Source organism: Kribbella sp. CA-247076 (assembly GCF_050942445.1).
Lineage (GTDB): Bacteria > Actinomycetota > Actinomycetes > Propionibacteriales > Kribbellaceae > Kribbella.
Map to the genome: position 1 here is coordinate 218346 of NZ_CP192051.1, position 21097 is coordinate 239442.

Below are 21097 nucleotides of genomic sequence, written 5' to 3' on the forward strand. Positions count from 1 at the left end.
CTCTGACCTGCGAAAACCCTGCCAGCGCGCCAAGCTCCAGCCAATCAGGAAGAAGTCTTCGCGAAGGACTCTTCTGGGTTAGGCTGGGGCGATGAGCGATCAGGTGCCGTCGGGTGACATCGTCTTGGATGCAGCGACCCTGCGGGTGCTGGCTCATCCGATGCGGTTGACCCTGTTGGAGCACCTCCGGCAGCGCGGTCCTGCGACTGCGCGGCAGCTCGCGGCGCACTACGAGATCGACTCGGGTGCAGCGAGCTATCACCTGCGGCGGTTGGCAGACGGAGGTCTGATCGAGGAGGACCTCGAGCGCGGTAACCGGCGCGACCGCTGGTGGCGGGCTCGGCATCGGTCGTCGGTGCATCAGCCTGCGGACAGCGGTCCCGACGAGCGACAGGACAGCCGGGCGTACCTACATGCGGTGGTGCTCGCGTACAGCGAGCAGTTACGTCGGCTCGCCTACACAGCGCCGCTACTGCCGGATGAGTGGTACGAGGCGTCCATGTTCAGCAATTACACGCTGCGGCTGACGCCGGAAGAGCTCAACGAGGCGAAGTCCGAGCTGGCTGCGGTGATCAAGAAGTATCGCGACCGAGGCGATGGTGCGGGCGTGCCGGTAGCTCTCCAGTTGCACGCCTTTCCGCTGTTAGAGCTGGACGATGCCGATTAGCGGTGCTGTTCCCGCAGTCGCCTACCGGGATCGCAACGTCCTGCGCTGGACGGCGGCCTACACCGCGTCTGTGAGCGGCGACGTTGTCTTCTTCCTGACCTTGTCCTGGGCGGCAACGCGGATGGCCGGGCCTGCCCAGGTCGGCGCAGTGTTGGCCGTCGCAGCCATTCCCCGAGCGGTGCTGATGCTGGCCGGCGGGGTGATCGCCGATCGGTATGGACCGCGCCGCGTGGTGATTGGCAGCGATCTCGCGCGCTGCCTGATCGTGTTCGGCGCTGCCGCGCTGATGCAGTTCCAGACGGCCGGGATGTCGATGCTGTTCGCCGTTGCGCTGGTCTTCGGTGTGATCGACGCATTGTTCATGCCTGCGGTTGGGGCGCTCGCCGGCCGGCTCACCGATCCGGGCCAGCTCGGGCGGGTTCAAGGGCTGCGGCTGCTGGCGGTCCGGCTCAGCAATGCGGTTGGTCCGATGATTGCGGCGATCGTGTTGACCGCCGCAGGAGTGTCCGCGGGGTTCGGCTTGGCCGGCTTGCTGTTCAGCCTGTCCATTGGTCTTCTGCTTGCGGTACGCCTGAATCCGATTCAACCCGGCGTGGGGTCTACAGACTCCCCATTCGCCGATCTCAAGGACGGGTTGCGGCACGTACGGCGAAACCGTCACCTGACCCGGCTGGTTGTAGTGGTTGGGCTGGGCGAGTTGTGCTTCAGCGGTCCAGTCGGAGTCGGTCTGGTCCTGCTGATCGCCGAACGCCACTGGGCCGCGGACGTCCTCGGATGGACGCTCAGTGCGTTCAGCCTTGGAGGTGCGGTCGCCGGGATTCTGCTCACAGCTCTGACTCGCATCCGGCGGGCAGGCGTCGTACTCGTGTGCTCCCTGCTGGCGACCGCCGTTCTGATCGGCGCCTTGGGGCAGGTCACCACCGCCGGCATGCTGATTGTCGGTTCAGCTGTACTCGGAACGGTCAGCGGTGCCGCGTCGGCGATCGGCAACGCTCTACTGCAACACAAGACCGATCCCCGCTACCTCGGCAGAGTTGGTTCGGTGACCTCCCTCTCCACCTTGGGCCTAAGTCCACTTCTGTACCCGGTCATCGGCTTGGTTGCGGCCGTCTGGGGAACAGGCGTCTTCTTCGCCGGGTGCGCGCTGGTCTGCCTGCTCGCGGCGCTGATCGCCACGACCAAATCCGTGCGCGGCTCTGAGCTCTAGCATTTGCCTCAGAGCTGCTGCGCCAAGAACACCACCGTCAGTTGAAGGTTTGGGACCGGTGTCGGATTTTGGGGTGGGTTGTTCGTGGGGTGGGTAGAGGCGCCTGTTGGGGGTGCCGTTGGTTTAGGAGCGCGTGATGACTGCGACGTATACGTTCGACGTTTTCTCCACTCTTGATGGGTTTGGGTCGCACTCGGGGGACTGGGGTGGTTACTGGGGGAAGCAGGGGCCTGAGTTGCTGGAGCGGCGGGCCGAGTTGTACGGCGGGGAGCATCGGATGGTGTTCGGCGGTACGACGTACCGGGTGCATGCGGAGATGTTGGCCGCGAGTGCCGAGGGGGACGAGGTGCAGGACGCGTGGGCCATGCGGATGCGGGAGTTGCCGGCGACGGTGGTGTCGAACACGCTGGAAGGGCCGCTCGACTGGCCGGACGCGACGCTGGCGAGGGGTGACGCGGCGGAGATCGTACGGCGGCTGAAGGCGGAGTCCGACGTACCGCTGCGGTCGCACGGGAGTCTGTCGTTGAACCGGGCACTGCTGGCGGCCGGTCTGGTCGACCGCGTCCAGGTGACTGTGTTCCCGGTGATCTGCGGTCGGACCGGTGTGGACCCGGTCTTCGGCGGTGCGGACGACTTCGACCTCGAGTTGCTCGAGAGCCGCACGCTCGACGGCCACACCCAGGAGCTCATCTACCGCCCGACCCTGCACGCCTGACGCGCCCCACGACCCATCAGCGCGCCGGGAGGTGTCAGGGTGGGGGCATGGAGCTGCAGGTGCCTGTTGGTGGTGGTGAGATCTGGGCTGAGCACGTGGCGGGGCCGGGAGTGCCCGTGATTCTGTTGCACTCGGCGGTCGGGGATTCGCGCGGGTGGGATCCGGTGATGCCTCGGTTGGTCGAGAGGCATCGGGTGGTGCGGTACGACGTACGCGGGTACGGACGGTCCGCGCCGCCGAAGACGGAGTTCTCGCTGGTCGGCGATCTGGTGAGTGTGCTGGACCAGCTAGGGCTCGAGCAGGTGGTGCTGGTCGGGTGCAGCCTGGGTGGGGACACGGCGTTGCGGCTCGCGGTGGACGATCCGGAGCGAGTACGGGCGCTCGTGCTGCTGTGTCCTCTGGTCAGCGGGTTCCCGTATCCGGACGAGCCGGAGCTCGACGCGGAGTTCGAGGCGCTCGTCGAAGCGCGGGACGTGGATGGACTCGTGCAGCTGGGCCTGCGGCTGTCGGCCGGGGCCGGAGCCGACGAGGCCGCGGTGGCTCAGCTGGAGGCCGCCGTACCCGCGTGGTTGGACCAGGACGACTACCTGCGGAAGGACCCGCCGGTCTACGACCACCTGCACGAGATCCAGGCCCCGACCGTGGTGATGGCCGGCGCCAAGGACCGGCCCATCGTCGCCGCCGCAGCCGGCGCCGCCACAGCCCGAATTCCCAGCGCAGAGTTCATCTGGCTGCCCGAAGCTGACCACTTCCCCGCCCTCCGCTGCCCGGACCAGATAGCCGAAACCGTCCTGCGCCTAGTACTCTGAGAGGTACTCGAGAACTAGCGTTGAGCGGACGCCGGTACGTCGTCGTGGGGGAAGGAATGGTGTTCGTGGGTGACGGTCCAACGGCCGTCGATCCGGCGTAATCCGATCGTCAGCCGGAGACGCTGGTCCGGCTTGGCCGCGAACTCGTCCGGGGTCCCGCACCGCAGCAGCGCGAACGCGAACGCGACGTCGGCACCCGCGGTCACGTCCAACGACTCCAGCTCGAAGGACGCCCCTGAGCGTTGCCACTCGAAGAACCCGGGCCAGGTGTCGCGGTAGGCGTCCATCCCGCGCACCCCGTCGTACGGCGGGGGTACGTCGAACATCACGATGTCCGGCGCGTGGTCGGCCAGGACCGTGTCCAGGTCACCGGCGTGGACAGCGGTGACCCAGTTCTCGATGAGCGTGCGGACTTCCTGTTCGTTCGTCATGCGTCCGTCCTAATCTGCGAGAGATTCGTCACCGGTAGAACCCCGGCACCAGGCGGAAACTCATCGCGGAGACGTCAGAAGACTTCCTCCGGCAGCCCGAACGACTCGAAGTCCGCCTCCAGGAACGACACCACCTCGACGATCTGCGACCCGCGGACGACGATCACGTCGAGCCCGGACGGCACGTACCGGTCGACGTCCCACAGGTACGTCCCGAACGCCAACTGCCCGTTCGCCCGGGCCGGCAGGAACCGCCACTTTTCCCGCAGCGGACCGTCCAGCAGGAACTGCCGGATCCCGGGCCGGCCCGAGAACCACTGCAGCAGCGGCGGCATCGAGTACCTTGCGTCGTCCGCGAGCATCGCGACGATCGCGTCGACGTTCCCGGCCTCCCACGCGGCCATGTACCGCCGTACCAGGTCACGCTGGGCCGACTCGCCCAGGTCACGCAGAGTCTCCTGCTGTGTCGGTCGCAACGAGCTCAGCACCGAGCGGGCCCGCTGCAGAGCACTGTTGACCGCGGCAACTGAGGTTTCCAGCAGCTCGGCGACCTCACGGGCGGCGAACGCCAGTACGTCGCGCAGCAGCAGCACTGCACGCTGCAGTGCGGACAGGTGCTGGAGCGTCGCCACGAACGCCAACTCGACCGACTCGAGCGCCACCACTCGAGCTTCCGGCGACAGTTCGGCGGTCCACGCCAGCCGGCTCGTCGGATACGGCTCCACCCACTCGGCGTCGTACTCGGCGCCCAGATCGGTCGGCAGCTCGCGCTTGCCGCGCTTCTCGATCAGGGTGAGGCAGCGGTTGGTGGCGATCTTGTAGAGCCAGGCCCGGATCGACCCGCGGTCCTCATACCGGTCGAGACCACTCCAGGCGCGCAGGAGCGTCTCCTGGACGGCGTCCTCGGCGTCGGAGTCGGAGCCGAGCATGCGGTAGCAATGAGCATGCAGCTCCCCACGCCACGGCCCCACCAGCTGTCCGAAGGCGTCCTCATCCCCGCTCTTGGCGGCGTCGAGCAGCTCACGCATCACCTGAACGCTAACGAGTGACCGGCCCAGCGTTCCAGCGTTGCCGTGGTGTCGCCGCTGTCCACAGCCCGTCGGCACCGCTCCAGCGCCTCTGCAAGCTGCTCCAGCAGCAGCCCCTTCCCGAGGTCCAGAGTGACGAGTGCGGCCGCCGCGTTCAGCAGTACGACGTCCCGCACCGGACCACGCTCGCCGTCGACCAGACCGCGTAGTACCCGGGCGTTGAAGGCGGCATCACCACCGCGTAGCTCGGCCAGTGACGCCGGAGCGAGTCCGAGCGACCGCGGGTCGAACACCACCTCGGTAGCGGTGCCGCCATGCACGACCCACACCCGCGAGGGCCCGGTGGTGGTGAGCTTGTCCAGCCCGTCATCGCCACGTGCGACCAGAGCAGACCGGCCCTGCGCAGCCAAGGCGCGTGCGATGACGGGCTGCATGGCTGGGTTCGCTACCCCCACCAGTTGGTGCTGAGGATCTGCCGGGTTCAGCAAGGGTGCGAGCACGTTGAACGCCGTCGGCACCGCCAGCTCCCGTCGTACGACGGCAACGTGCCGCAGCGCCGGGTTGAAGCGGGGAGCGAACAGATAGGTCAGCCCGACGTCCGCAGCGACGCGTGCGGCGTCGTCCGCCGACAGGTCGAGCGGCACACCCAAGTGCTCGACCAGGTCGGCGGAGCCCCCGGCGGACGACGATGCGGCGCGTCCACCGTGCTTGACCACGGTGACGCCGGTGGACGCCGCGACGACGGCGGCCATCGTGGAGATGTTCACGGCGCCGGTCCGGTCGCCTCCCGTCCCGACGATGTCGACGAACGGTCCGCCGATCCGCACCGGCGTCGCGTGCGAACGCAGTACCGAGGCCAGCCCGGCGACCTCCTCGGCCGTCTCGCCCTTGGCGCGGAGTGCGATCAGGAAGCCCGAAATCTGTGCGGGTGAGGCGTCGCCGAGGACCAGTTGGTCCATCGCCCAGGCGGTGTCCGCGGCGGTCAGGTCGGAGCCGGCCAGGAGCGCGGAGATGAGCCCGGACCAGGTCCGGAGTGTTGTTGCCATCGGCAATCCTCGGGTGCTGGGCCGCCCACGAGGAGGCATCACAACGGCCGCCTCGCAGGAGACGGCCGGGTGGGTACGCGGAAGCAGGACCGTCTACTCGACGGCCCACCAGCTTCCGGCGCTCAGGGACATGGCAGTGACCCTAGTCAGGCGACGAGCTCCTCCGCAACGTTCCATCCGCGGATGTGGTCGACGGTGAACGTCGGCACCAGGTGGTCGTCGTCACCGTTGCTCTGCTCAGGGAAGTCGAACACGGCGAGCATGAGCTGCAGCGGGTACGCCGGTGCGCCCTGGCAACTGCGGATCTCGGTGCCGTCGACGAAGAACGCCGCCTCGCTGCCGGTCCACTCGACCGCGTAGGTGTGGAAGTCGGCCAGATCGATCGGCAGCGGCACCGCCTCGAAGTCCTGCGGTACGGCGGGGTCGCGGATCGTCTTCAGGCCCATGCCGACCGCGGTCGACTCACCGGGGACGATCGCGTCGCCGAAGACCTCCATCACGCAGATCTCGCCACAGCGCTCCGGCTGGTCCTCGAGCCCGACCATCCACAGCGACACCATCGACCGCGGACTGATCTCGGCCCGGGCGCGCAGCTCGACGTACCCGCCGTGCGGCGTCCAGCCCCAGAACGGCTCCTGCTCCTCGAGGACGACCTGGCCGTCGCGGAACGGCTGCTGGCCGACCGTGCTCCCCACCGGGCCGGAGTAGTTGCCCGACTGGATCCCGGAGACGCGCAGGTCCGGCTTGTGGTCGCCGGCGCACCACAGCCCCTGCTCGGTCGGGATGCTGAGCGTCAGGCAGGAGTCACCCACCGAGTACGTCGCCGCTGCCGCCTGCCGCGAACTCCACTGCGGCAGGTAGTACGGCGACCAGACGGACAGGTCCAGCGTGGAGCCGTCGAACGCGTCCTCGAAGACCAGATCACCACGGGTCTCAGCCATGACCCCATCATGGGGCACAACCTGGCCCGGCCACATCCACGACCTCGCGGCTGTCACATGATGGTGCCGCGGTCCGTCAGAGAGATGACGGAGTACGACGGGAGACTGGGACCAGTGGACGAGCACGACCAGCTAGCGCGGCAGTTCGAGCAGCACCGGGGACACCTGCGGGCGGTGGCGTACCGGATGCTCGGGTCGCTCGCGGAGGCCGAGGACGCGGTGCAGGAGGCGTGGCTGCGGCTGAGCCGGTCGGACGTGAGTTCGGTCGGCAATCTGGGCGGCTGGCTGACCACGGTCGTGTCGCGCGTGTGCCTGGACGTTCTGCGCAGTCGCAAGTCACGGCGTGAGGACTTCGTGCCGGATCCGATCGTGACGCGTGAGGACAGTGGTCCGGGTCCGGAGGAGCAGGCGGTCCAGACGGATGCGATCGGGCTCGCGCTGCTCGTCGTACTGGAGACGCTGGCGCCGGCGGAGCGGCTGGCGTTCGTGCTGCACGACCTGTTCGGCGTCAGTTTCGACGAGATCGCGACGATCGTGGACAGGTCGCCGGCGGCGACCCGGCAGCTGGCCAGCCGGGCGCGGCGGCGGGTCCAGGGCCGGCCGGCCGGTGACGGCGATGCGGGACGGCAGCGGGAGATCGTGAACGCGTTCCTGGCCGCGTCTCGCGGTGGTGACTTCGAGGCGCTGCTCGCGCTGCTCGATCCGGACGTCGTACTGCGTGCCGACGCCGGCGCGGCGACCGCGGTGGTCGCCGGCCCCGCGGTGTCCAAGCTGGTCCACGGCGCCCGGGCCGTGGTCGAGCAGGCCCTGCTCTTCAGCCGCATGTCCCCGCACACTCAGCTCACCTTGGTCAACGGCCGCCCCGGCGCCGTCACCATCGTCAACGGCCGCCTGATGGGCGTCATGGACCTCACGATCACCGACGACAAGATCACCGAAATCAACATCCTCGCCGACCCCGACCGCCTCGCCCACCTCCCCCTCCCCGCCTGAGCAGCGCCAAGACCCTCCCGGCCTGGGCTTCCGCCGTACCGGGAGGGTTGCGCGCGGCACTTGGCCCGCCCGGTCCGACCAATGTGAGCCAGAAGGCGGCCCACAGGCACCGAGCGGTGTGAAACCGGTCCAGGTCGACCGCGAACCGGTCGGCGAAGCCGGTCCAGTCCGTACGGCGTCCGGACAGATGCTCGACCAGATTCGCCAGCTCGACCGCCAGGTCGCCACGGCCGGCGTCCTCGAAGTCGACGATCCGCACGCGTTCGCCGTCCCAGAGGTAGTTCTCCAGGTTCGGATCACCGTGCCCGATCACCGGATCCTGTACGTCGACCAACTCGCACCCGGTCTCCAGCCAGGTCCGCGCCGCCGAGCCGATCACGCCGGGCACGTCCCGGAGCGTGGTGAGGCCGGTGCGGACGCGTTCGTCGAGCGCTGGAAGGTCGATCGGGGCAAGGCTGCCGGGCGGGATCGACCAGAGCGTTCGGAGCGCGTCGGCGAGGGCGTCCAGCTGCGGTTCGGTGAGCGAGCCGCTGAGTGCAGCACCGGGGACGACGGTCATCGAGACAGCGACTCCCGACGTCGGTACGCCGCCATCCGCCCAGGTCTTGCCGAGCGGGGCCGGGACGAGATCCGGTGCGTGCCGGGAGACCAGGTGCAGGGCCGTCCACTCTCGGACGGGCTCGTTGCGGGTCCAATCGACGTACTGCTTCCGCAGGACCTGACCGTCGACCGAGACCGCGTGGGTGGGGCTCATGCGAAAAAAGTTTGGGGGGTGTGTCAAGAACGGGGGGTCTTGCTCGACGTATCGGTAGATGCGGACAGCGAGGGAGTGGTGAGGATGACTACGCAGACGGTTGCTCCGGAGACGAGTGACGTGGTGGCGGGGCTGTTGGGGGCCGGGTTCAACGGGGTGATCCGGCGGCCGGGTGAGGCGGAGTACGACGTTCAGCGGAAGTCTGTGATTCCGACGGTGGATTCGCGGCCGTTGGTCGTGGTCGAGGCGTTTGCGCGGACGGATGTGCAGGCGGCAGTCCGGACGGCGCGGGCGTACGGCGTACCGATCGCGGTGCAGGCGACCGGGCACGGCACCCGGGTCCCGGCCGACGGCGGCATCCTGGTGAAGACGACCGCGATGGCGTCGGTGCTGATCGACCCGGAGCGCCGGATCGCGAAGGTCGGGCCGGGGGCGCGCTGGGGCGCGGTGCTCGACGCGGCGCGGCAGTTCGGCCTGGCGCCGCTGTCGGGATCGCACCGCGACGTCGGCGTCACCGGCTACACGCTCGGCGGCGGAGTCGGTTGGCTCGCGCGGAAGTACGGGTTCGCGGCCGACAGCGTGATCCGCGCCGAGGTCGTCACGGCCGACGGCCGGTTCGTCACCGCGAGCACCGACCACCACCCGGACCTGTTCTGGGCGATCCGCGGCGGGACCGGCAACTTCGGCATCGTCACCTCGCTCGAGTTCCGGCTGTACCCGGTCCGCCAGGTGCACGCCGGCATCGCGTACTACGGCATCGACCGGGCCGCCGACATCCTCCGCCGCTACCGCGAGTGGACGACGACGGTCCCGAACGAGCTGAGCACCGCCGTCGTCCTCACCAAGCTCGACGACGGCCGCCGCGCGGTCGCGATCAAGGTCATGTACGCCGGTGCCGCCGACGTCGCCGAGCACCTGCTGAAGCCGTTGTTCGAGGTCGCGGGACCGCGGTTGGCCGGTGAACTCCGGACGATCGAGTACGCCGACGCCGCGATGGGCGGGACACCCGCCCGGCACCTGGACTTCCTGGACGAGCTGCCCGACACCCTGATCGAGGCGCTGACCACGGACGAGAACGCCCCGACGGTGGAGATCCGGCATTGGGGTGGCGCGATGGCCCATCCCGGTCCCGGCGCCGGCCCGGTCGGCCACCGCGGTGCGTCGTACTCGCTGATCGTCGACCGGGAGATGCCGCACCTGCCGAACTCCGGCCGCACGTTCGTGAACTTCCTCGGCGACCCGGGCCGCGCGGACACGGCGTACGCGCCGGCCGACCTGCAGCGGCTGCGCCAGGTGAAGCGGGCCTACGACCCGGCGAACTTCTTCCACCTGAACGCCAACCTCAAGCCCTGACAAAGTGAGCGACCCCGGCCCTCAGGTTCCGGAGGGCCGGGGTCGCTCGGAGCGTCAGCGGAGGGCCGACGGGGTCTAGACGGTGCCTTCGTTGCCGTAGACGGACACGTGCACGTGGTCATAGTGGTTCGCGGTCGCGCTGCCGCGGTCCTCCATCCCGCGCCAGCCGTCGGAGCTGCGCTGGACGGTCCAGATCTGCTGCTGGTAGATCAGCTCACTGATCCCGAGCTTCTTGTAGTTCGCCTTCAGCCACTCGGCGACCTCCTTGCCCTCGGCGCCGCTGACCATGATGTCGAGCGCGCGGCCGCTGGAGTGCTCGGAGCCGCTGTCGCCGGGGCGGAGCCCGCCGTACGACGTGATGTTCGGGAACTTCGCGCAGACGGCCCGGTGCACCCGGATCGCGTCCTGGGACAGCCCGTCCTCGACGTCCGAGCCGGACTTGCAGGCGGCCTGCGAGATGGTGTTCGCGGTGCTCGCCGCGGTCTTCGCGACCGGCTTGGTGGCGGACAGGTACTGCGCCTTGACCCACCGGGACTTGTCGTCGCGGACGATCTCGGCCCAGATGCCGTCCACCTTGCCCGTGACCGAGACCTTCGTGCCCGTCGGGATGACGTCCAGCAGGGTGCCGGCGACCGGCACGGACCAGACGTTCAGGTCGGTGGTGGTGTACTTCGAACCCGTGACCTTCGGCGGGGTCGCCGCCTTCGCGGCCGCCCGGGTCTTGGGGGCGGCGGGCTTCGGGATCGGCGCCTGCTTCTTCAGGTGCTTCGCCGTCGGAGCGGCGGCCTTCGGCTTCGGCTTCGGTGCCGGCGGCGTGACCTTCAGCGGGGGACGGAGGGCGTCGCGGCTGATGGCCGACTCGCGCGCCAGCTGCAGGGACGAGCTGGCGATCGGGGTGTCGAGCTTGACCTCGTGGTCGGGAAGTGCGGCTGCCGAGCCGGTGGCGACCAGGGCCACCGCCGCGCCGGGGATCGCCACCTTCGCGATGCCGGGCTGGATCACCTTCGGGCGCGGTTGACGGTGCCGCGCCTGTCTATGCCGTCCTGCAGCCACTGCTCACCCAATCTGCCGAGACCAAACCGTTATCGACCGGAGGAGTCAAGCACACATCGCCCAAAGGTTCGCAATCGACCCGCACTCTTAACGCATTACGAACATGGAAACGGGGAACAGGGCGTAATCCGCCCGCTATCCGGAAGTTATCCATCCGAGATCAAACGATCGGTGCAATTTCGTGCTGTTGTTTCAGCACACAGAGTCACCGATCGTCCGCCCGATCCAGGTGGTGTACCGCTCGAGCGACCAGCCGCGGTGCAGCACGAGGAGCTCGTACTGCTCGACCGCGATGCAGGTCCAGAGCACGTCGGCGACCTCCTCGACCGTGATCCCGGCCCGCAGTCCGCCGGAGTCCACCAGGTGGCGGGCGAACATCGTCATGCCGGTGAGCCGCTCGGTCAGCAGGGTCTCCCAGGTCTCCCGCAGCGTCTCGTCGTGGTGCCGGCCGTCCCGGATCATGAGCTGGACGCGGGCCGACCGCTCCTGCCGGACCTTCAGGCCGTCCACGTACAGCGCGATCTTCCGCCGTACGTCGGGCTCGGCCTGGATCGCCCTGGCTTCCGGGCGCTCGGCCATCGGCACGGGCTCGTCGTCGCCGGCGATGACGAAGTCGAACACGGCTTTGGCCAGCGCGGCCTTGGTGCCGAACCCCTTGTAGATGCTCTCGGCCGAGACGCCGGCGTGCCGGGCCACCGCGGTGATGGTCGTGCCCTGGAAGCCGTGCGTCTCGAACAGCTCCCGGGCGGCGACCACGACGTCCCGTCGCCGCTGCCGGGCCCGCTCACGCCGGCCGGACGCGTCGTACTGCCTCTTGACTTCTGCCATCACCGGTCCCATGGTTTAGATACAGGTTCACTGTATCGAATTCTAGGGGGAGACATGAACACCACGGCAGGCGTGTCGGCGAGCGAGTTGGCCGTCCGCAGCATCCGGATCATGGCCGACGGCGACCGGGCCGACTTCGACGCGCTGGTGCACCCGGAGGCGGTCAACCGGGAGGGCGAGGTCGAGCCCCCGGAGTGCCGCGTCGGCGGACCGGCCGGGTTCTACGCGACCGCACTCTGGCTGCGGACCGCGTTCGAAGGCCTGGCGTACGAGATCCACCACGTCGTTGCCGACGGCAATCTGGTGGCGATCAACTCGACCATGAGTGGCCGGCACGTCGCGCCGTTCGCGGTGTACGACGGAGACGGCGTGGACACGGTGTTCCCGCCGACCGGGAAGACGTTCGCGATCACGCAGTCGCACTGGCTGCGCATCCAGGACGGCCAGGTGATCGAGCACTGGGCGAACCGCGACGACCTCGGCCAGGCCAAGCAGCTCGGCTGGGTTCCGCCGACGCCGGCGTACCTGGTCCGGATGGCGCGCGCGAAGTCCCGGGCGAAGCGCGCCGCCGTCAGCCGCTGATCAGGCGCTGATCAGGGTGCCGCGGAGCTCCACGCGGTCGCCGACGAGCGCGGAGATCCGGGCGGCGACGGCTTCGGCGCGGGCGTCGTCGGCCACGTCGATCAGGACGATGCCGGACACCTGGTGGTCGGCCGGGACGAAGGGACCGGCGGTGACCGTCTGCCCGTCATCGCGGATCCGGACGATCCGGCCCTCGGCCGGGACCTGGAGCTCCTCGGCGCTGACCAGCTCGCCGGTCGGGGCGAACTCGGCCTTGACCGCGGGCAGGCGGCGGGCGGCGTCCGCCCCGTAGATCATCACGACGTACTTCATGAGCACACGGTAGCCAGCTGAACGGACAGAACCCCGCGGGACGGGCCCGCGGGGTTCTGAGGTCTCTGGTGAATCAGTACCAATGTCGTCGTCCGCCGACCGCGCGGCCGGTCGATCCGAGCAGGAACAGCACGGCACCCACGATCAGGATGATGATGCCGAGCGTCCACAGGATCGAGATGTTCAGCACGAGACCCAGGACCAACAGGATCAGTCCGAGGATGAGCATGAAGCCTCCTTCTCAAGGGGCCGCCGGGCGGAGGGGTGGCGGCCGCAGGTATCTGGTGCCCACTCCGGAGAAGGCAAACCTCCAACAAGTGTTTGACCTTCTCCGGCCTCGTTGACGCTCTGTCGAAAGTCGGCCACTCGTTCCGACGTACCGGGCGAGAGGGGGTCACAGCGGCCTCCGGGAGCGTCAGGATGGTGCCTGTGAAGTACGTGCTGCTGATCTACAGCAACCCCGACAGCTGGGCGAGCCTGTCCGCGGAGCAACGCGACGGCCTGACCCGGGCGCACGAGGACCTGAGTCGCGAGCTGAGCGAGCAGGGCCTCCTGGTCAGTGCGGCCGGACTGGCCGACCCCATCACCAGCCGGACGGTCTCGGTCCGTGACGACACGACCACGACCACCGACGGTCCGTACGCCGAGGCCAAGGAGCACCTGGCCGGGTTCTACCTGGTCGAGTGCGACGACATCGACCAGGCGATCGGTTACGCGGCGCGGATGCCGGACGCGAAGTACGTCGCCGTCGAGGTGCGGCCGGTGATGGACACGTCCGGGCTGGAGATGTGAGTCTCCCCGCGGACCTCGAGCTGCTGCTGCGGGAGCAGGCGCCGCAGGTGCTGAGCGCGCTGGTCCGGCACTACGGGCACTTCGACCTGGCCGAGGAGGCTGTCCAGGAGGCACTGCTCGCGGCCACTCAGCAGTGGCCGGACGAGGGCGTCCCGGACAATCCGCGCGGCTGGCTGATCCGCGTCGGGTCGCGCCGGCTGACCGATCTGCTCCGCAGCGAGTCGGCCCGGCGCCGGCGCGAGGAGAACGCCGCCCAGCTGGCCGCGCCCGAGGAGTTCGTTGCCTCGGGCCCGGACATCGACGATCCGGGCGGGCGGGACGACACCCTGACGTTGCTCTTCCTGTGCTGCCATCCGGCGTTGTCGCCGGCCTCCCAGATCGCGCTCACCCTGCGGGCCGTCGGCGGTCTGACCACCGCCCAGATCGCGGCCGCGTTCCTGGTGCCGGAGGCAACGATGGCGCAGCGCATCAGCCGGGCGAAGCGCAGTATCAAGCAGGCGGGCAGTACGTTCGAGCTGCCACCCGAGGCCGAGCGGGACGAGCGGATGGGCGCCGTACTGCACGTCCTCTACCTGATCTTCAACGAGGGCTACACAGCCTCGTCGGGTACGTCGTTGCACAGCGCGGAGCTCACCACCGAGGCGATCCGGCTAGTACGCGGTGTGCGCAAGCTGCTGCCGGACGACGGCGAGGTGGCCGGGTTGCTGGCGCTCATGCTGCTGACGGACGCGCGGCGACCCGCCCGTACCGGTCCGGACGGTGCACTGGTCCCACTGGCCGAGCAGGACCGGTCGAAGTGGAACAAGGACACCATCGTCGAGGGTGAGGCGCTGGTGACCGAGGCACTGGCGCGCACGCAGCTCGGGCCTTACCAGGTGCAGGCAGCCATCGCCGCCGTACACGACACGGCCGAGCGGGCTGAAGCCACGGACTGGCGGCAGATCGTCGCTCTGTACGAGGTACTCGAGCAGATGGTCGACAACCCGATGGTGAAGCTCAACCACGCGGTCGCGGTGGCGATGGCGACCGGTCCGAAAGAGGGCCTCGCCGTACTCGAGCCACTCGAGTCCGACGGCCGCCTGGCCGGCCACCACCGGCTGGAGGCCGTGCGGGCCCACCTGCTCGAGATGTCGGGGGACAGCGCAGGCGCACGCGAGAGCTACCTGCTGGCGGCCCGCCGGACGACGAGTGTTCCAGAGCGCGACTACCTGCAGTCGAAGGCGGACCGGCTGGCCTGAGTCGCGGTGCACCCCGCGGTGTGTCAGGTTGGACGTGTGGATCTCACCAGGGCCTCGCTCCTCCGCGGGATGCTGACCGGCACCGAGCTCGGCAGCCGGACGACGGAGTTCGCCCACTCGCTCCGCCGGTTCACCACGCGGACCGGGGGCCTGATGCTGTTCGGGCCCGCCGACGACGAGCCGTGGCACCTGACCGCCCACCTGGACGACGAGCTGCACCGGGCCGGCATCGAGTCCGTCCGGCCGTCCCTGATCCGCTGGTCGCCGCCGCCGGACGCGCCGCCGCACCTCTCGATCGGCCTGGACCGGCTGCGCGACGCGGGCCGGGGCGAGTCGTTGCTGGTGGTGGCCGAGGACGACCCGGCGGACACGCTGCTCGAGCGGATCAGCGACGTACGGCGGCGTGGTACGACGATCTTCAGCATCGGGAACGGGGACAAGGAGCTGACGTCGCTCAGCCACGAGTCGCTGGTGCCCGAGCTGCTCGTGCCGGACGGGTTCGGCTGGACCAGTCGCCGGATCGAGCTCGACCACGACGAGCCCGAGTCGGCGGTCGAGCAGGCCATGGCGATCGATCAGGCCGCGGTGACCGACCTGGAGGCGCGGACCGCGGAGGGCTTCGAGATGGCCCAGCACCTGGTCAGCCTGGCCGCTGCCGACGAGGAGGCCGGGCAGCCGGCCTGGCGCCGCCGCCTCCGCGCCGCCATCGAACGCCTCAGCGGCGAACCGGGCTGATCAGTCCAGGTAGAGCGTGGCCAGCCGGGGGAGGTGGATGTGCAGGTCGTCCTCGTCGTCGAAGTCGATCTCCTCCCCGGCCGGCAGGTCCGGCGTGTCCGGCGCCTCGGCGTCGACCGCCTTCCAGTACGCCGCCTCGTCGCCGGTGACGTTCTTGTACGCGTGGCTGCCGACGTGCAGCAGCCCCTCGCCGTCGAACCCCTCGAAGCCTTCCGGCCTGTCCTCGTCGACCACGTCGGCCAGTGAGTCGGGGTCGGCCAGCGCCGCCTCCCAGACCTCCCGGCCCTGCGCGACCAGCCAGCCCCGGAACGAGTCGAACCCGTCCTCCGAGGCCCCCGAGTTGATCAGGTACGCCGCCGCCCACAGGTCCCACCGGTACGACTCGACCTGCAACCGCGCGAGCTCGACCCCGAACCCCGCGATCTCCTCGGCCTCCAGCCCACCCAGCAGCTTGGTCAGCGCGTCCGCTACCCCGTCCGGATCCGCGACGGTGTCATCCACCCCACCACGCGCATCCTCGACCAATCCCCAGAACCCATCCCTGTCCACCCTCACAGCGTCTCACCGGCGAACCCGCCTGTGGAGCGCTGATTCGAGCTGATTTGAGTTCGATGGTTCACCCGAGACCGGAGAGCCGCACGTCATGCTCTGCAGCGGGCTCATCTCGGGTGACTTCCGCTGGGTCGGTGCTGACGTTCGATGAGATCGATCCAGGCAACACAACATCATTGGCCGTCAGTGTGGCCGAGCGTGCCTCGGCCTCGGCGCCGTCCTGTGACGAGAGTGCTGTTGAGGTCAGCGCGGCCGGCTCGTCAGGCTGTACCGGCGCCTCGCGGAGCCGCGGCGGAACGGCGGTCCAGGCCCGCAGGTCCTGTACGACGTTGCCGTAGAACGAGTCGATCGCAGTCTCGATGGAGTCGATGAAGGATCCCCGGCCACGGCCGCGCTTTGTGCCAAGCGGCGTTCCCAGGGCAACCCGGAAGGCGCGCAGTTCCTTCTTCGGGTCTTCGATCAGTACGGTCGGCTGGTCGCGGACGGTGCGCAGCAGTTCCGCCGTACCCGCGCCGCGCGAGTGCATGACGAAGGCCTCGATTCGCGCAGTGTCTGGGGCGTGCCGTAATTGCCGCACCAGCCAGTTGACCCTGGTCGTGGACCGTCCCTCACGAGGGGCTGCGACGTCTACGTGACATGTCACCGTGCCGGCACGCAGGTCCGCCGTCACGACCAGTGGGCCGACTGCGTTCGGGATGTTGATCGCGCCCTGCATGGTCCCGTTCGCACACATTGACTGCACCAACGCCTGTGAGCGGAGCGCAGGGTCCGCCAATTCCTTCCGACTTAACGCAGGCGTCACGTCGTCCCCGAGTTTGCGGCCTAGTTGCAGGCTGACATACCTCAGCAGCGCGTCGAACCTGCCGGCTACCTCCGGAGCACACTTGTCTCCGCTCCGAAGTGTCCCTGAAGCAACGGCCTCGCGGGTCGCCACCCAGGAAGCTCCCATGTCGTCGAACTGCAGCGCGCCGGACCTCGGATGCTCGAGGTAACGGATCAGCTCGCCGAGAATCCAGGCCTGGTCGGGATCGGCGACGCCGCGGTGTTCCTTCTGCAACACGGCCTCTGCCAGCACCATCGACCACGACCAGTGATGCAGAGCAACGCGTTTGAGTTTCCGCTTGTCGACTTTGGTCGGGTGCAGGCCTGCGATCGCCGGGATCTCGTTGGAGATGGTGATGACGGCGTCGAAGTCCTGCTCACGTGCGATGTCGAGATAGGCCTCAAGTTGCTCGACACCCAGCTCGTTGACGCCGGTCTTCACCTCGATCAGCGCCGTCCATTGCCTCTGTCCCCGGCGAGCGCGGACCAGCCCATCCGGATAGAGACGGCGCTCGCCCAGGTTGAAAGGCACCTCGATGTACGTCTCCAGCGGGGCGGACGGTGCTCCCAGCGGCTGGGTCAGCACACGGCCGAACTCGCGGACGGATGACATCACCGCAAGCAGCGCCGACGTCGCTCGCCGCTCCTGTTCGTCTGCACCGTTGATCCCCGACGTCGGGATGAGACGTGCCTGATGCCAGGTTTCCTCTGCCATTTGTTCCCCCCACGGGCACTACCCAACAGACCCCCCAAAGGTCCGTACTTCTGTCATAGCCCGTTGAAACCGGCACCATACGCCTCTCGTCACGCAACGTGAAGACCAGACCTCGTCTCAGCGGGTGCGGTGGAATGTGGTGATCAGGACGCCTTCGCCGACGGTTCGGGTGGTGGTGAGGCGCCAGGTGGTTCTGTCGGGGGTCTCGGTGAAGAGCTTGCGGCCGGTGCCGAGGATGACGGGGAACGTCATCAGGTGGAGCTCGTCGACCAGGTCGGCGGCGATCAGGGTCTGGGCGAGCCGGATGCTGCCGGGGACCTGGATCTCACCGGCCACGTCGGCCTTGAGTTTCGCCACCTCGTCGCGGACGTCGCCGGTCAGCACGTGGGTGTTGGTCCACGTCGGGTCGGTCAGCGTGCTGGAGACGACGTACTTCGGCATGCTGTTGTACTTGTCGGCCAGCTCGCCCTCGTAATTCGGCCACGCGGAGGCGAAGCCCTCGTAGGTCCGGCGGCCGATCAGCAGCGCCTCGGCCGCGAACGCCTCGTCCTCCTTGAACTTCTCGCCCTCCTCGCCGCGGTCGAACTCGAAGCTCCAGTTCGGGTACTTGAAGTCCTCCCCGCCGGGCGCCTCGACGACGCCGTCGAGCGAGCTGAAGGCGGTCACCACGATCGTTCCCATGTCACAGCTCCTTCGCGAACTGCCGCAGCACCGGCGCCAGCACGGGCGGCTCGACGTTGTGGTTCTCACCCGTGACAGGCAGCAGCCGGGCGGTCGGCAGCAGCTCGGCCACCGCCGCGGGTCCGGTCTTCAGGTACGGCGGGGTGTTGTCGCCGTGCATCACCAGGACGGGCACGTCGACGGCGGCCCAGCGGTCGGTCGGCAGCGGGTTGCCCGACATCGTCGTGCCCATGATGCGACCGTCGTACGCGATCGTCCCGGCGACCTGCTCGACCCCGGTCCAGATCGGCGTCCCGCGCATCATCTCGACGAACTCGGGCGGCATGAGAGCGGCCGCGGTCATGAAGAGCTCGACCGCCTCCTCCGGGCGGCCGGCGGCGACACTGGCCTCCAGCCGCTCGACGTAGTCGGTCGGCAGCGGCGGACGGCTGTCGTCGACCACGACCGGCGGCTCGAACAGCGCCAGCGCCTTGATCGGCAGGCCGGCCGCCGCGGCGTCCAGCGCGAGCAGACAGCCCGAGGACCAGCCGAAGACGATCGCCGACTGTCCGGCGTCCTCGATCAGCGCGGCCAGGTCCTCGATCTCGCGCTCGATCGCGTACGGCGTGGTGTCGGTGCTCTCGCCCCGGCCGCGCCGGTCGAACACGTACGTCCGGAACTCGTCGCTCAGCAGCTTCGCGACCTCGGCGTTCGACGGATTCACGGCCCGGTGCGCGGTCGCGCCGTCGGTCATGATCAGCGGCTGCCCGGTGCCGATCGCCTCGAACGCGATCGTCGTACCGTCGGCGGATGTCACGGTGCTCATCGGTGCCTCCCTGTGGTGTCGTTCGGAACTAGACCGTACAGTACTCAGAAGAGAACTGGACTGTCTAGTATGATTTTCGGAATCGCAGAGGAGGACGTCGTGGACCAACGCCAACGAGTCGCCGGCTGGCAGCCGGAGCCGGCCGTCGTCGAGGGTGAGGGGCGTACGCCGCGCAAGCGCCGGGCGATCCTGGCCGCGGCCACCGAGGCCTTCCTGCAGCACGGGTACCTCGGCGCGAGCATGGACGAGGTGGCCGCCAAGGCCGGCGTCTCCAAGCAGACCGTGTACAAGCAGTTCGAGAACAAGGAGCGCCTGTTCGCCGAGATCGTCCTCGGCACCAGCGACCAGTTGCTCGACGGCCTGACACAGGCGTACGTCGATGCGCTCGACCGCTCGAGTGACGCCCGGGGAGCCCTGCGGGACCTGGCGCACTACTTCCTCGACAGCCTGACCAATCCCAGCGTGCTCCAGTTGCGCCGGCTCGTGATCGCCGAGGCTGATCGCTTCCCCGAGGTCTGCGGGGCCTGGTTCACCAGCGGGTTCGAGCGGTCGCTGGAGGCGCTCGGGCAGGCGCTGACCACGTTGACCGAGCGCGGCCTGCTGCGCGAGCTGGCCGACCCGACGCTTGCGGCGTACCAGTTCGCGGGGCTGGTCATGTACAAGCCGATGAACCGGGCGATGTTCGCCGGCACCGAGGCGCGGCCGCCCGCGGACGAATTCGAGAAGCTGGCCGACCAGGCAACCGAGGTCTTCCTGGCAGCCTATGGACTAGACAGCCCCGCGCGTTGATGTGCGGACCACGAGCTCCGGGGTGAACGTGACCCGCTGGTGCTCGTGGTCGGGGTTGGACGACTCGTCCAGGAGCAGCTCCGCGGCGGTCCGGCCGAGCAGCTGCCGCGGCTGCCGGACGGAGGTCAGCGGTACGGCGGCCGCGGCGGCGAACTCGATGTCGTCGTACCCGACGATGGCGACGTCGTCGGGGACGCGCAGGCCGAGGCTCACGCACTGTTGCAGCAGCCCCAGCGCCAGCAGGTCGTTGGCACAGAAAGCGGCCGTCGGCCGCCGCGCCGCGGGGAGGCCGGCGAGTCGTTGCCCTGCGCCCCTACCTTCGGCGACGGTGAGCGCGCCGGTGGTCAGCTCGATCAGGTTCTCCGGGGGTTTCCCGGCCTTGGTCAACGCCCGCCGGGCGCCGTCGCGGCGGTCGACGACCTGGCCGATGGTGTTCGGTCCGCCGACGTACGCGATCCGGTCGTGCCCGAGCTCGAGCAGGTGCGCGATCGCGAGCTCGCCGCCCAGGACGTCGTTCACCGCGACCGAACAGTGCTCGTTGTCGTCGAGGGCGCGGTCGACCACGACGACCGGCGTACCGCGGGCCGGGAGTTTGCGCAGTCGGGAGGAGTTCTGGTCGATCGGGGTGATCAGGACGCCCTGGACGCGTTGCTGCTCGAGCAGGTCGAGGTAGTCGGCCTCGCGGTCGGCGTCCTCGTTGCTGTTGCACAGGAAGACCGACAGGCCGGCCGCGCGGGCCGCGTCCTCGACCCCTTTGGCGACGTCGGTGAAGAACGGGTTGCCGGCGTCGAGCATCAAGTACGCCAGGATCCGGCTGCTGCCGGCGCGGAGCTGTCGGGCGGACTCGTTCCGGACGAAGCCGAGCGACGCCATCGCCGCCTCGACCTTCGCGCGCGTCACCGGGCTCACCACCTCGGGCCGGTTCAGCACGTTCGAGACGGTCCCGAGTGACACGCCGGCGGCGGCCGCCACCGCCTTCACGCCGGCCGTGTGCTGCTTGTCCTTCCGCCGCCGCCCTGGCTCGCGACCCTTCCGGCCGGACCCCGACGACAACCTGGCGGGGCGGGCGGGGTCGGTGGTCGACGCGGTGCCGGCGGTGTCTGCCGCGTCCGCTGCCATGCTCGACCTCCCTCGTCAAAGGCCCAGGACTGTTTGAAACGTCTTAGACGGCCAGAGCGTACCTGCTGTTCGCACGGTTTCCGCAGTCCGGCGTCCGGGATCGGCCGCGAAAGCCGGCCCAGGTCTTGAC

General features: G+C 69.0%; 25 protein-coding genes. 11 read left to right on the top strand and 14 right to left on the bottom strand.

The features are described 5' to 3' along the window. Positions 1-91: 91 nt before the first annotated feature. The 4 genes from ACQPYZ_RS01050 to ACQPYZ_RS01065 all read left to right on the top strand — a co-directional run bounded on the left by ACQPYZ_RS01050 (position 92) and on the right by ACQPYZ_RS01065 (position 3398). Positions 92-667, top strand: a complete 576-nt coding sequence (locus tag ACQPYZ_RS01050) for a helix-turn-helix domain-containing protein (protein WP_433164288.1) — start codon at positions 92-94, stop codon at positions 665-667. Further along, positions 657-1874, top strand: coding sequence for an MFS transporter (locus ACQPYZ_RS01055; RefSeq protein WP_433164290.1), 1218 nt, complete (start codon positions 657-659; stop codon positions 1872-1874). The genes ACQPYZ_RS01050 and ACQPYZ_RS01055 overlap by 11 nt, the downstream gene beginning before the upstream one ends. Before the next feature lie 136 nt (positions 1875-2010). Further along, a complete protein-coding gene (locus ACQPYZ_RS01060; RefSeq protein ID WP_433164293.1) occupies positions 2011-2589 on the top strand; it encodes a dihydrofolate reductase family protein in 579 nt (192 codons plus the stop codon). A gap of 167 nt (positions 2590-2756) precedes the next feature. Then, complete coding sequence (locus tag ACQPYZ_RS01065) at positions 2757-3398, top strand: alpha/beta fold hydrolase (RefSeq protein WP_433164296.1); 642 nt, start codon at positions 2757-2759, stop codon at positions 3396-3398. 14 nt (positions 3399-3412) lie between these two features. On the opposite strand, the gene ACQPYZ_RS01070 is transcribed toward ACQPYZ_RS01065, so the two are convergent. From ACQPYZ_RS01070 to ACQPYZ_RS01085, 4 genes are all read right to left on the bottom strand, one after another. Continuing rightward, entirely contained in the window at positions 3413-3829 is a 417-nt protein-coding gene (locus ACQPYZ_RS01070) for a nuclear transport factor 2 family protein (RefSeq protein WP_433164298.1), read from the bottom strand. Positions 3830-3903: 74 nt separating this feature from the next. Next, positions 3904-4857, bottom strand: coding sequence for a sigma-70 family RNA polymerase sigma factor (locus ACQPYZ_RS01075; RefSeq protein WP_433164299.1), 954 nt, complete (start codon positions 4855-4857; stop codon positions 3904-3906). After that, entirely contained in the window at positions 4857-5903 is a 1047-nt protein-coding gene (gene trpD, locus ACQPYZ_RS01080; protein WP_433164300.1) for an anthranilate phosphoribosyltransferase, read from the bottom strand. Before trpD ends, ACQPYZ_RS01075 begins: the two co-directional genes overlap by 1 nt. Before the next feature lie 146 nt (positions 5904-6049). Continuing rightward, positions 6050-6844: a glycoside hydrolase family 16 protein gene (locus ACQPYZ_RS01085; RefSeq protein WP_433164303.1), complete on the bottom strand. Its 795-nt coding sequence runs from the start codon at positions 6842-6844 to the stop codon at positions 6050-6052. 114 nt (positions 6845-6958) lie between these two features. Here ACQPYZ_RS01085 and sigJ point away from each other — a divergent pair, with 114 nt between their 5' ends. Continuing rightward, a complete protein-coding gene (sigJ, locus tag ACQPYZ_RS01090; protein WP_433164306.1) occupies positions 6959-7837 on the top strand; it encodes an RNA polymerase sigma factor SigJ in 879 nt (292 codons plus the stop codon). Here sigJ and ACQPYZ_RS01095 read toward each other — a convergent pair. Next, positions 7785-8591, bottom strand: coding sequence for a phosphotransferase family protein (locus tag ACQPYZ_RS01095; RefSeq protein ID WP_433164308.1), 807 nt, complete (start codon positions 8589-8591; stop codon positions 7785-7787). The two genes, sigJ and ACQPYZ_RS01095, sit on opposite strands and share 53 nt — an antisense overlap. Before the next feature lie 84 nt (positions 8592-8675). Between ACQPYZ_RS01095 and ACQPYZ_RS01100 the strand changes: the two genes are divergently transcribed. Then, complete coding sequence (locus ACQPYZ_RS01100) at positions 8676-9944, top strand: FAD-binding oxidoreductase (protein WP_433164310.1); 1269 nt, start codon at positions 8676-8678, stop codon at positions 9942-9944. A 75-nt stretch (positions 9945-10019) separates the two neighbouring features. On the opposite strand, the gene ACQPYZ_RS01105 is transcribed toward ACQPYZ_RS01100, so the two are convergent. Continuing rightward, the gene (locus ACQPYZ_RS01105) at positions 10020-10946 is read right to left on the bottom strand and encodes an SH3 domain-containing protein (RefSeq protein WP_433164312.1); all 927 of its coding nucleotides are present in this window, start codon (positions 10944-10946) and stop codon (positions 10020-10022) included. 243 nt (positions 10947-11189) lie between these two features. Further along, complete coding sequence (locus ACQPYZ_RS01110; protein ID WP_433164314.1) at positions 11190-11825, bottom strand: TetR/AcrR family transcriptional regulator; 636 nt, start codon at positions 11823-11825, stop codon at positions 11190-11192. A gap of 54 nt (positions 11826-11879) precedes the next feature. Here ACQPYZ_RS01110 and ACQPYZ_RS01115 point away from each other — a divergent pair, with 54 nt between their 5' ends. Then, the gene (locus ACQPYZ_RS01115; RefSeq protein ID WP_433164316.1) at positions 11880-12407 is read left to right on the top strand and encodes an ester cyclase; all 528 of its coding nucleotides are present in this window, start codon (positions 11880-11882) and stop codon (positions 12405-12407) included. Here the strand turns inward: ACQPYZ_RS01115 and ACQPYZ_RS01120 are convergent, their stop codons facing one another. Both ACQPYZ_RS01120 and ACQPYZ_RS01125 read right to left on the bottom strand, forming a co-directional pair. Continuing rightward, positions 12408-12719, bottom strand: coding sequence for a YciI family protein (locus ACQPYZ_RS01120; RefSeq protein ID WP_433164318.1), 312 nt, complete (start codon positions 12717-12719; stop codon positions 12408-12410). A 73-nt stretch (positions 12720-12792) separates the two neighbouring features. After that, positions 12793-12948: a DUF6131 family protein gene (locus ACQPYZ_RS01125; protein ID WP_165949299.1), complete on the bottom strand. Its 156-nt coding sequence runs from the start codon at positions 12946-12948 to the stop codon at positions 12793-12795. 191 nt (positions 12949-13139) lie between these two features. Between ACQPYZ_RS01125 and ACQPYZ_RS01130 the strand changes: the two genes are divergently transcribed. The 3 genes from ACQPYZ_RS01130 to ACQPYZ_RS01140 are packed head-to-tail and all read left to right on the top strand — an operon-like array spanning position 13140 to position 15484. Further along, on the top strand, positions 13140-13511 hold the full coding sequence (locus ACQPYZ_RS01130; protein ID WP_433164319.1) for a YciI family protein: 372 nt from the start codon (positions 13140-13142) through the stop codon (positions 13509-13511). Continuing rightward, on the top strand, positions 13508-14749 hold the full coding sequence (locus ACQPYZ_RS01135) for an RNA polymerase sigma factor (RefSeq protein ID WP_433164320.1): 1242 nt from the start codon (positions 13508-13510) through the stop codon (positions 14747-14749). Before ACQPYZ_RS01130 ends, ACQPYZ_RS01135 begins: the two co-directional genes overlap by 4 nt. A gap of 36 nt (positions 14750-14785) precedes the next feature. Then, positions 14786-15484, top strand: coding sequence for a hypothetical protein (locus ACQPYZ_RS01140; RefSeq protein ID WP_433164323.1), 699 nt, complete (start codon positions 14786-14788; stop codon positions 15482-15484). On the opposite strand, the gene ACQPYZ_RS01145 is transcribed toward ACQPYZ_RS01140, so the two are convergent. The 4 genes from ACQPYZ_RS01145 to ACQPYZ_RS01160 form a co-directional block, all read right to left on the bottom strand. Then, positions 15485-16033, bottom strand: coding sequence for a DUF4240 domain-containing protein (locus tag ACQPYZ_RS01145; protein ID WP_433164325.1), 549 nt, complete (start codon positions 16031-16033; stop codon positions 15485-15487). It abuts the gene before it with no gap. A 67-nt stretch (positions 16034-16100) separates the two neighbouring features. Then, positions 16101-17573 carry a hypothetical protein gene (locus tag ACQPYZ_RS01150; RefSeq protein WP_433164327.1) on the bottom strand — a complete coding sequence of 491 codons (1473 nt, stop codon included), beginning with the start codon at positions 17571-17573 and terminating at the stop codon, positions 16101-16103. A 117-nt stretch (positions 17574-17690) separates the two neighbouring features. Then, positions 17691-18254: a dihydrofolate reductase family protein gene (locus ACQPYZ_RS01155; RefSeq protein ID WP_433164329.1), complete on the bottom strand. Its 564-nt coding sequence runs from the start codon at positions 18252-18254 to the stop codon at positions 17691-17693. 1 nt (position 18255) lies between these two features. Continuing rightward, on the bottom strand, positions 18256-19059 hold the full coding sequence (locus ACQPYZ_RS01160; RefSeq protein WP_433164331.1) for an alpha/beta fold hydrolase: 804 nt from the start codon (positions 19057-19059) through the stop codon (positions 18256-18258). A gap of 99 nt (positions 19060-19158) precedes the next feature. On the opposite strand from ACQPYZ_RS01160, the gene ACQPYZ_RS01165 reads away from it, so the two are divergent. Beyond that, on the top strand, positions 19159-19848 hold the full coding sequence (locus ACQPYZ_RS01165; protein ID WP_433164334.1) for a TetR/AcrR family transcriptional regulator: 690 nt from the start codon (positions 19159-19161) through the stop codon (positions 19846-19848). Here the strand turns inward: ACQPYZ_RS01165 and ACQPYZ_RS01170 are convergent. Further along, positions 19828-20967 (bottom strand): LacI family DNA-binding transcriptional regulator, encoded by a 1140-nt coding sequence (locus ACQPYZ_RS01170; RefSeq protein WP_433164335.1) that lies wholly within the window; start codon positions 20965-20967, stop codon positions 19828-19830. The two genes, ACQPYZ_RS01165 and ACQPYZ_RS01170, sit on opposite strands and share 21 nt — an antisense overlap. Positions 20968-21097: the final 130 nt, after the last annotated feature.

Bases quoted from the DNA above. Each gene is read 5' to 3' on its own strand.
- ACQPYZ_RS01050 (WP_433164288.1), top strand. From the start codon at position 92: ATGAGCGATCAGGTGCCGTCGGGTGACATCGTCTTGGATGCAGCGACC.
- ACQPYZ_RS01055 (WP_433164290.1), top strand. From the start codon at position 657: ATGCCGATTAGCGGTGCTGTTCCCGCAGTCGCCTACCGGGATCGCAAC.
- ACQPYZ_RS01060 (WP_433164293.1), top strand. From the start codon at position 2,011: ATGACTGCGACGTATACGTTCGACGTTTTCTCCACTCTTGATGGGTTT.
- ACQPYZ_RS01065 (WP_433164296.1), top strand. From the start codon at position 2,757: ATGCCTCGGTTGGTCGAGAGGCATCGGGTGGTGCGGTACGACGTACGC.
- ACQPYZ_RS01070 (WP_433164298.1), bottom strand. From the start codon at position 3,829: ATGACGAACGAACAGGAAGTCCGCACGCTCATCGAGAACTGGGTCACC.
- ACQPYZ_RS01075 (WP_433164299.1), bottom strand. From the start codon at position 4,857: ATGCGTGAGCTGCTCGACGCCGCCAAGAGCGGGGATGAGGACGCCTTC.
- trpD (WP_433164300.1), bottom strand. From the start codon at position 5,903: ATGGCAACAACACTCCGGACCTGGTCCGGGCTCATCTCCGCGCTCCTG.
- ACQPYZ_RS01085 (WP_433164303.1), bottom strand. From the start codon at position 6,844: ATGGCTGAGACCCGTGGTGATCTGGTCTTCGAGGACGCGTTCGACGGC.
- ACQPYZ_RS01095 (WP_433164308.1), bottom strand. From the start codon at position 8,591: ATGAGCCCCACCCACGCGGTCTCGGTCGACGGTCAGGTCCTGCGGAAG.
- ACQPYZ_RS01100 (WP_433164310.1), top strand. From the start codon at position 8,676: ATGACTACGCAGACGGTTGCTCCGGAGACGAGTGACGTGGTGGCGGGG.
- ACQPYZ_RS01110 (WP_433164314.1), bottom strand. From the start codon at position 11,825: ATGGCAGAAGTCAAGAGGCAGTACGACGCGTCCGGCCGGCGTGAGCGG.
- ACQPYZ_RS01115 (WP_433164316.1), top strand. From the start codon at position 11,880: ATGAACACCACGGCAGGCGTGTCGGCGAGCGAGTTGGCCGTCCGCAGC.
- ACQPYZ_RS01120 (WP_433164318.1), bottom strand. From the start codon at position 12,719: ATGAAGTACGTCGTGATGATCTACGGGGCGGACGCCGCCCGCCGCCTG.
- ACQPYZ_RS01125 (WP_165949299.1), bottom strand. From the start codon at position 12,948: ATGCTCATCCTCGGACTGATCCTGTTGGTCCTGGGTCTCGTGCTGAAC.
- ACQPYZ_RS01130 (WP_433164319.1), top strand. From the start codon at position 13,140: ATGGTGCCTGTGAAGTACGTGCTGCTGATCTACAGCAACCCCGACAGC.
- ACQPYZ_RS01150 (WP_433164327.1), bottom strand. From the start codon at position 17,573: ATGGCAGAGGAAACCTGGCATCAGGCACGTCTCATCCCGACGTCGGGG.
- ACQPYZ_RS01155 (WP_433164329.1), bottom strand. From the start codon at position 18,254: ATGGGAACGATCGTGGTGACCGCCTTCAGCTCGCTCGACGGCGTCGTC.
- ACQPYZ_RS01160 (WP_433164331.1), bottom strand. From the start codon at position 19,059: ATGAGCACCGTGACATCCGCCGACGGTACGACGATCGCGTTCGAGGCG.
- ACQPYZ_RS01170 (WP_433164335.1), bottom strand. From the start codon at position 20,967: ATGGCAGCGGACGCGGCAGACACCGCCGGCACCGCGTCGACCACCGAC.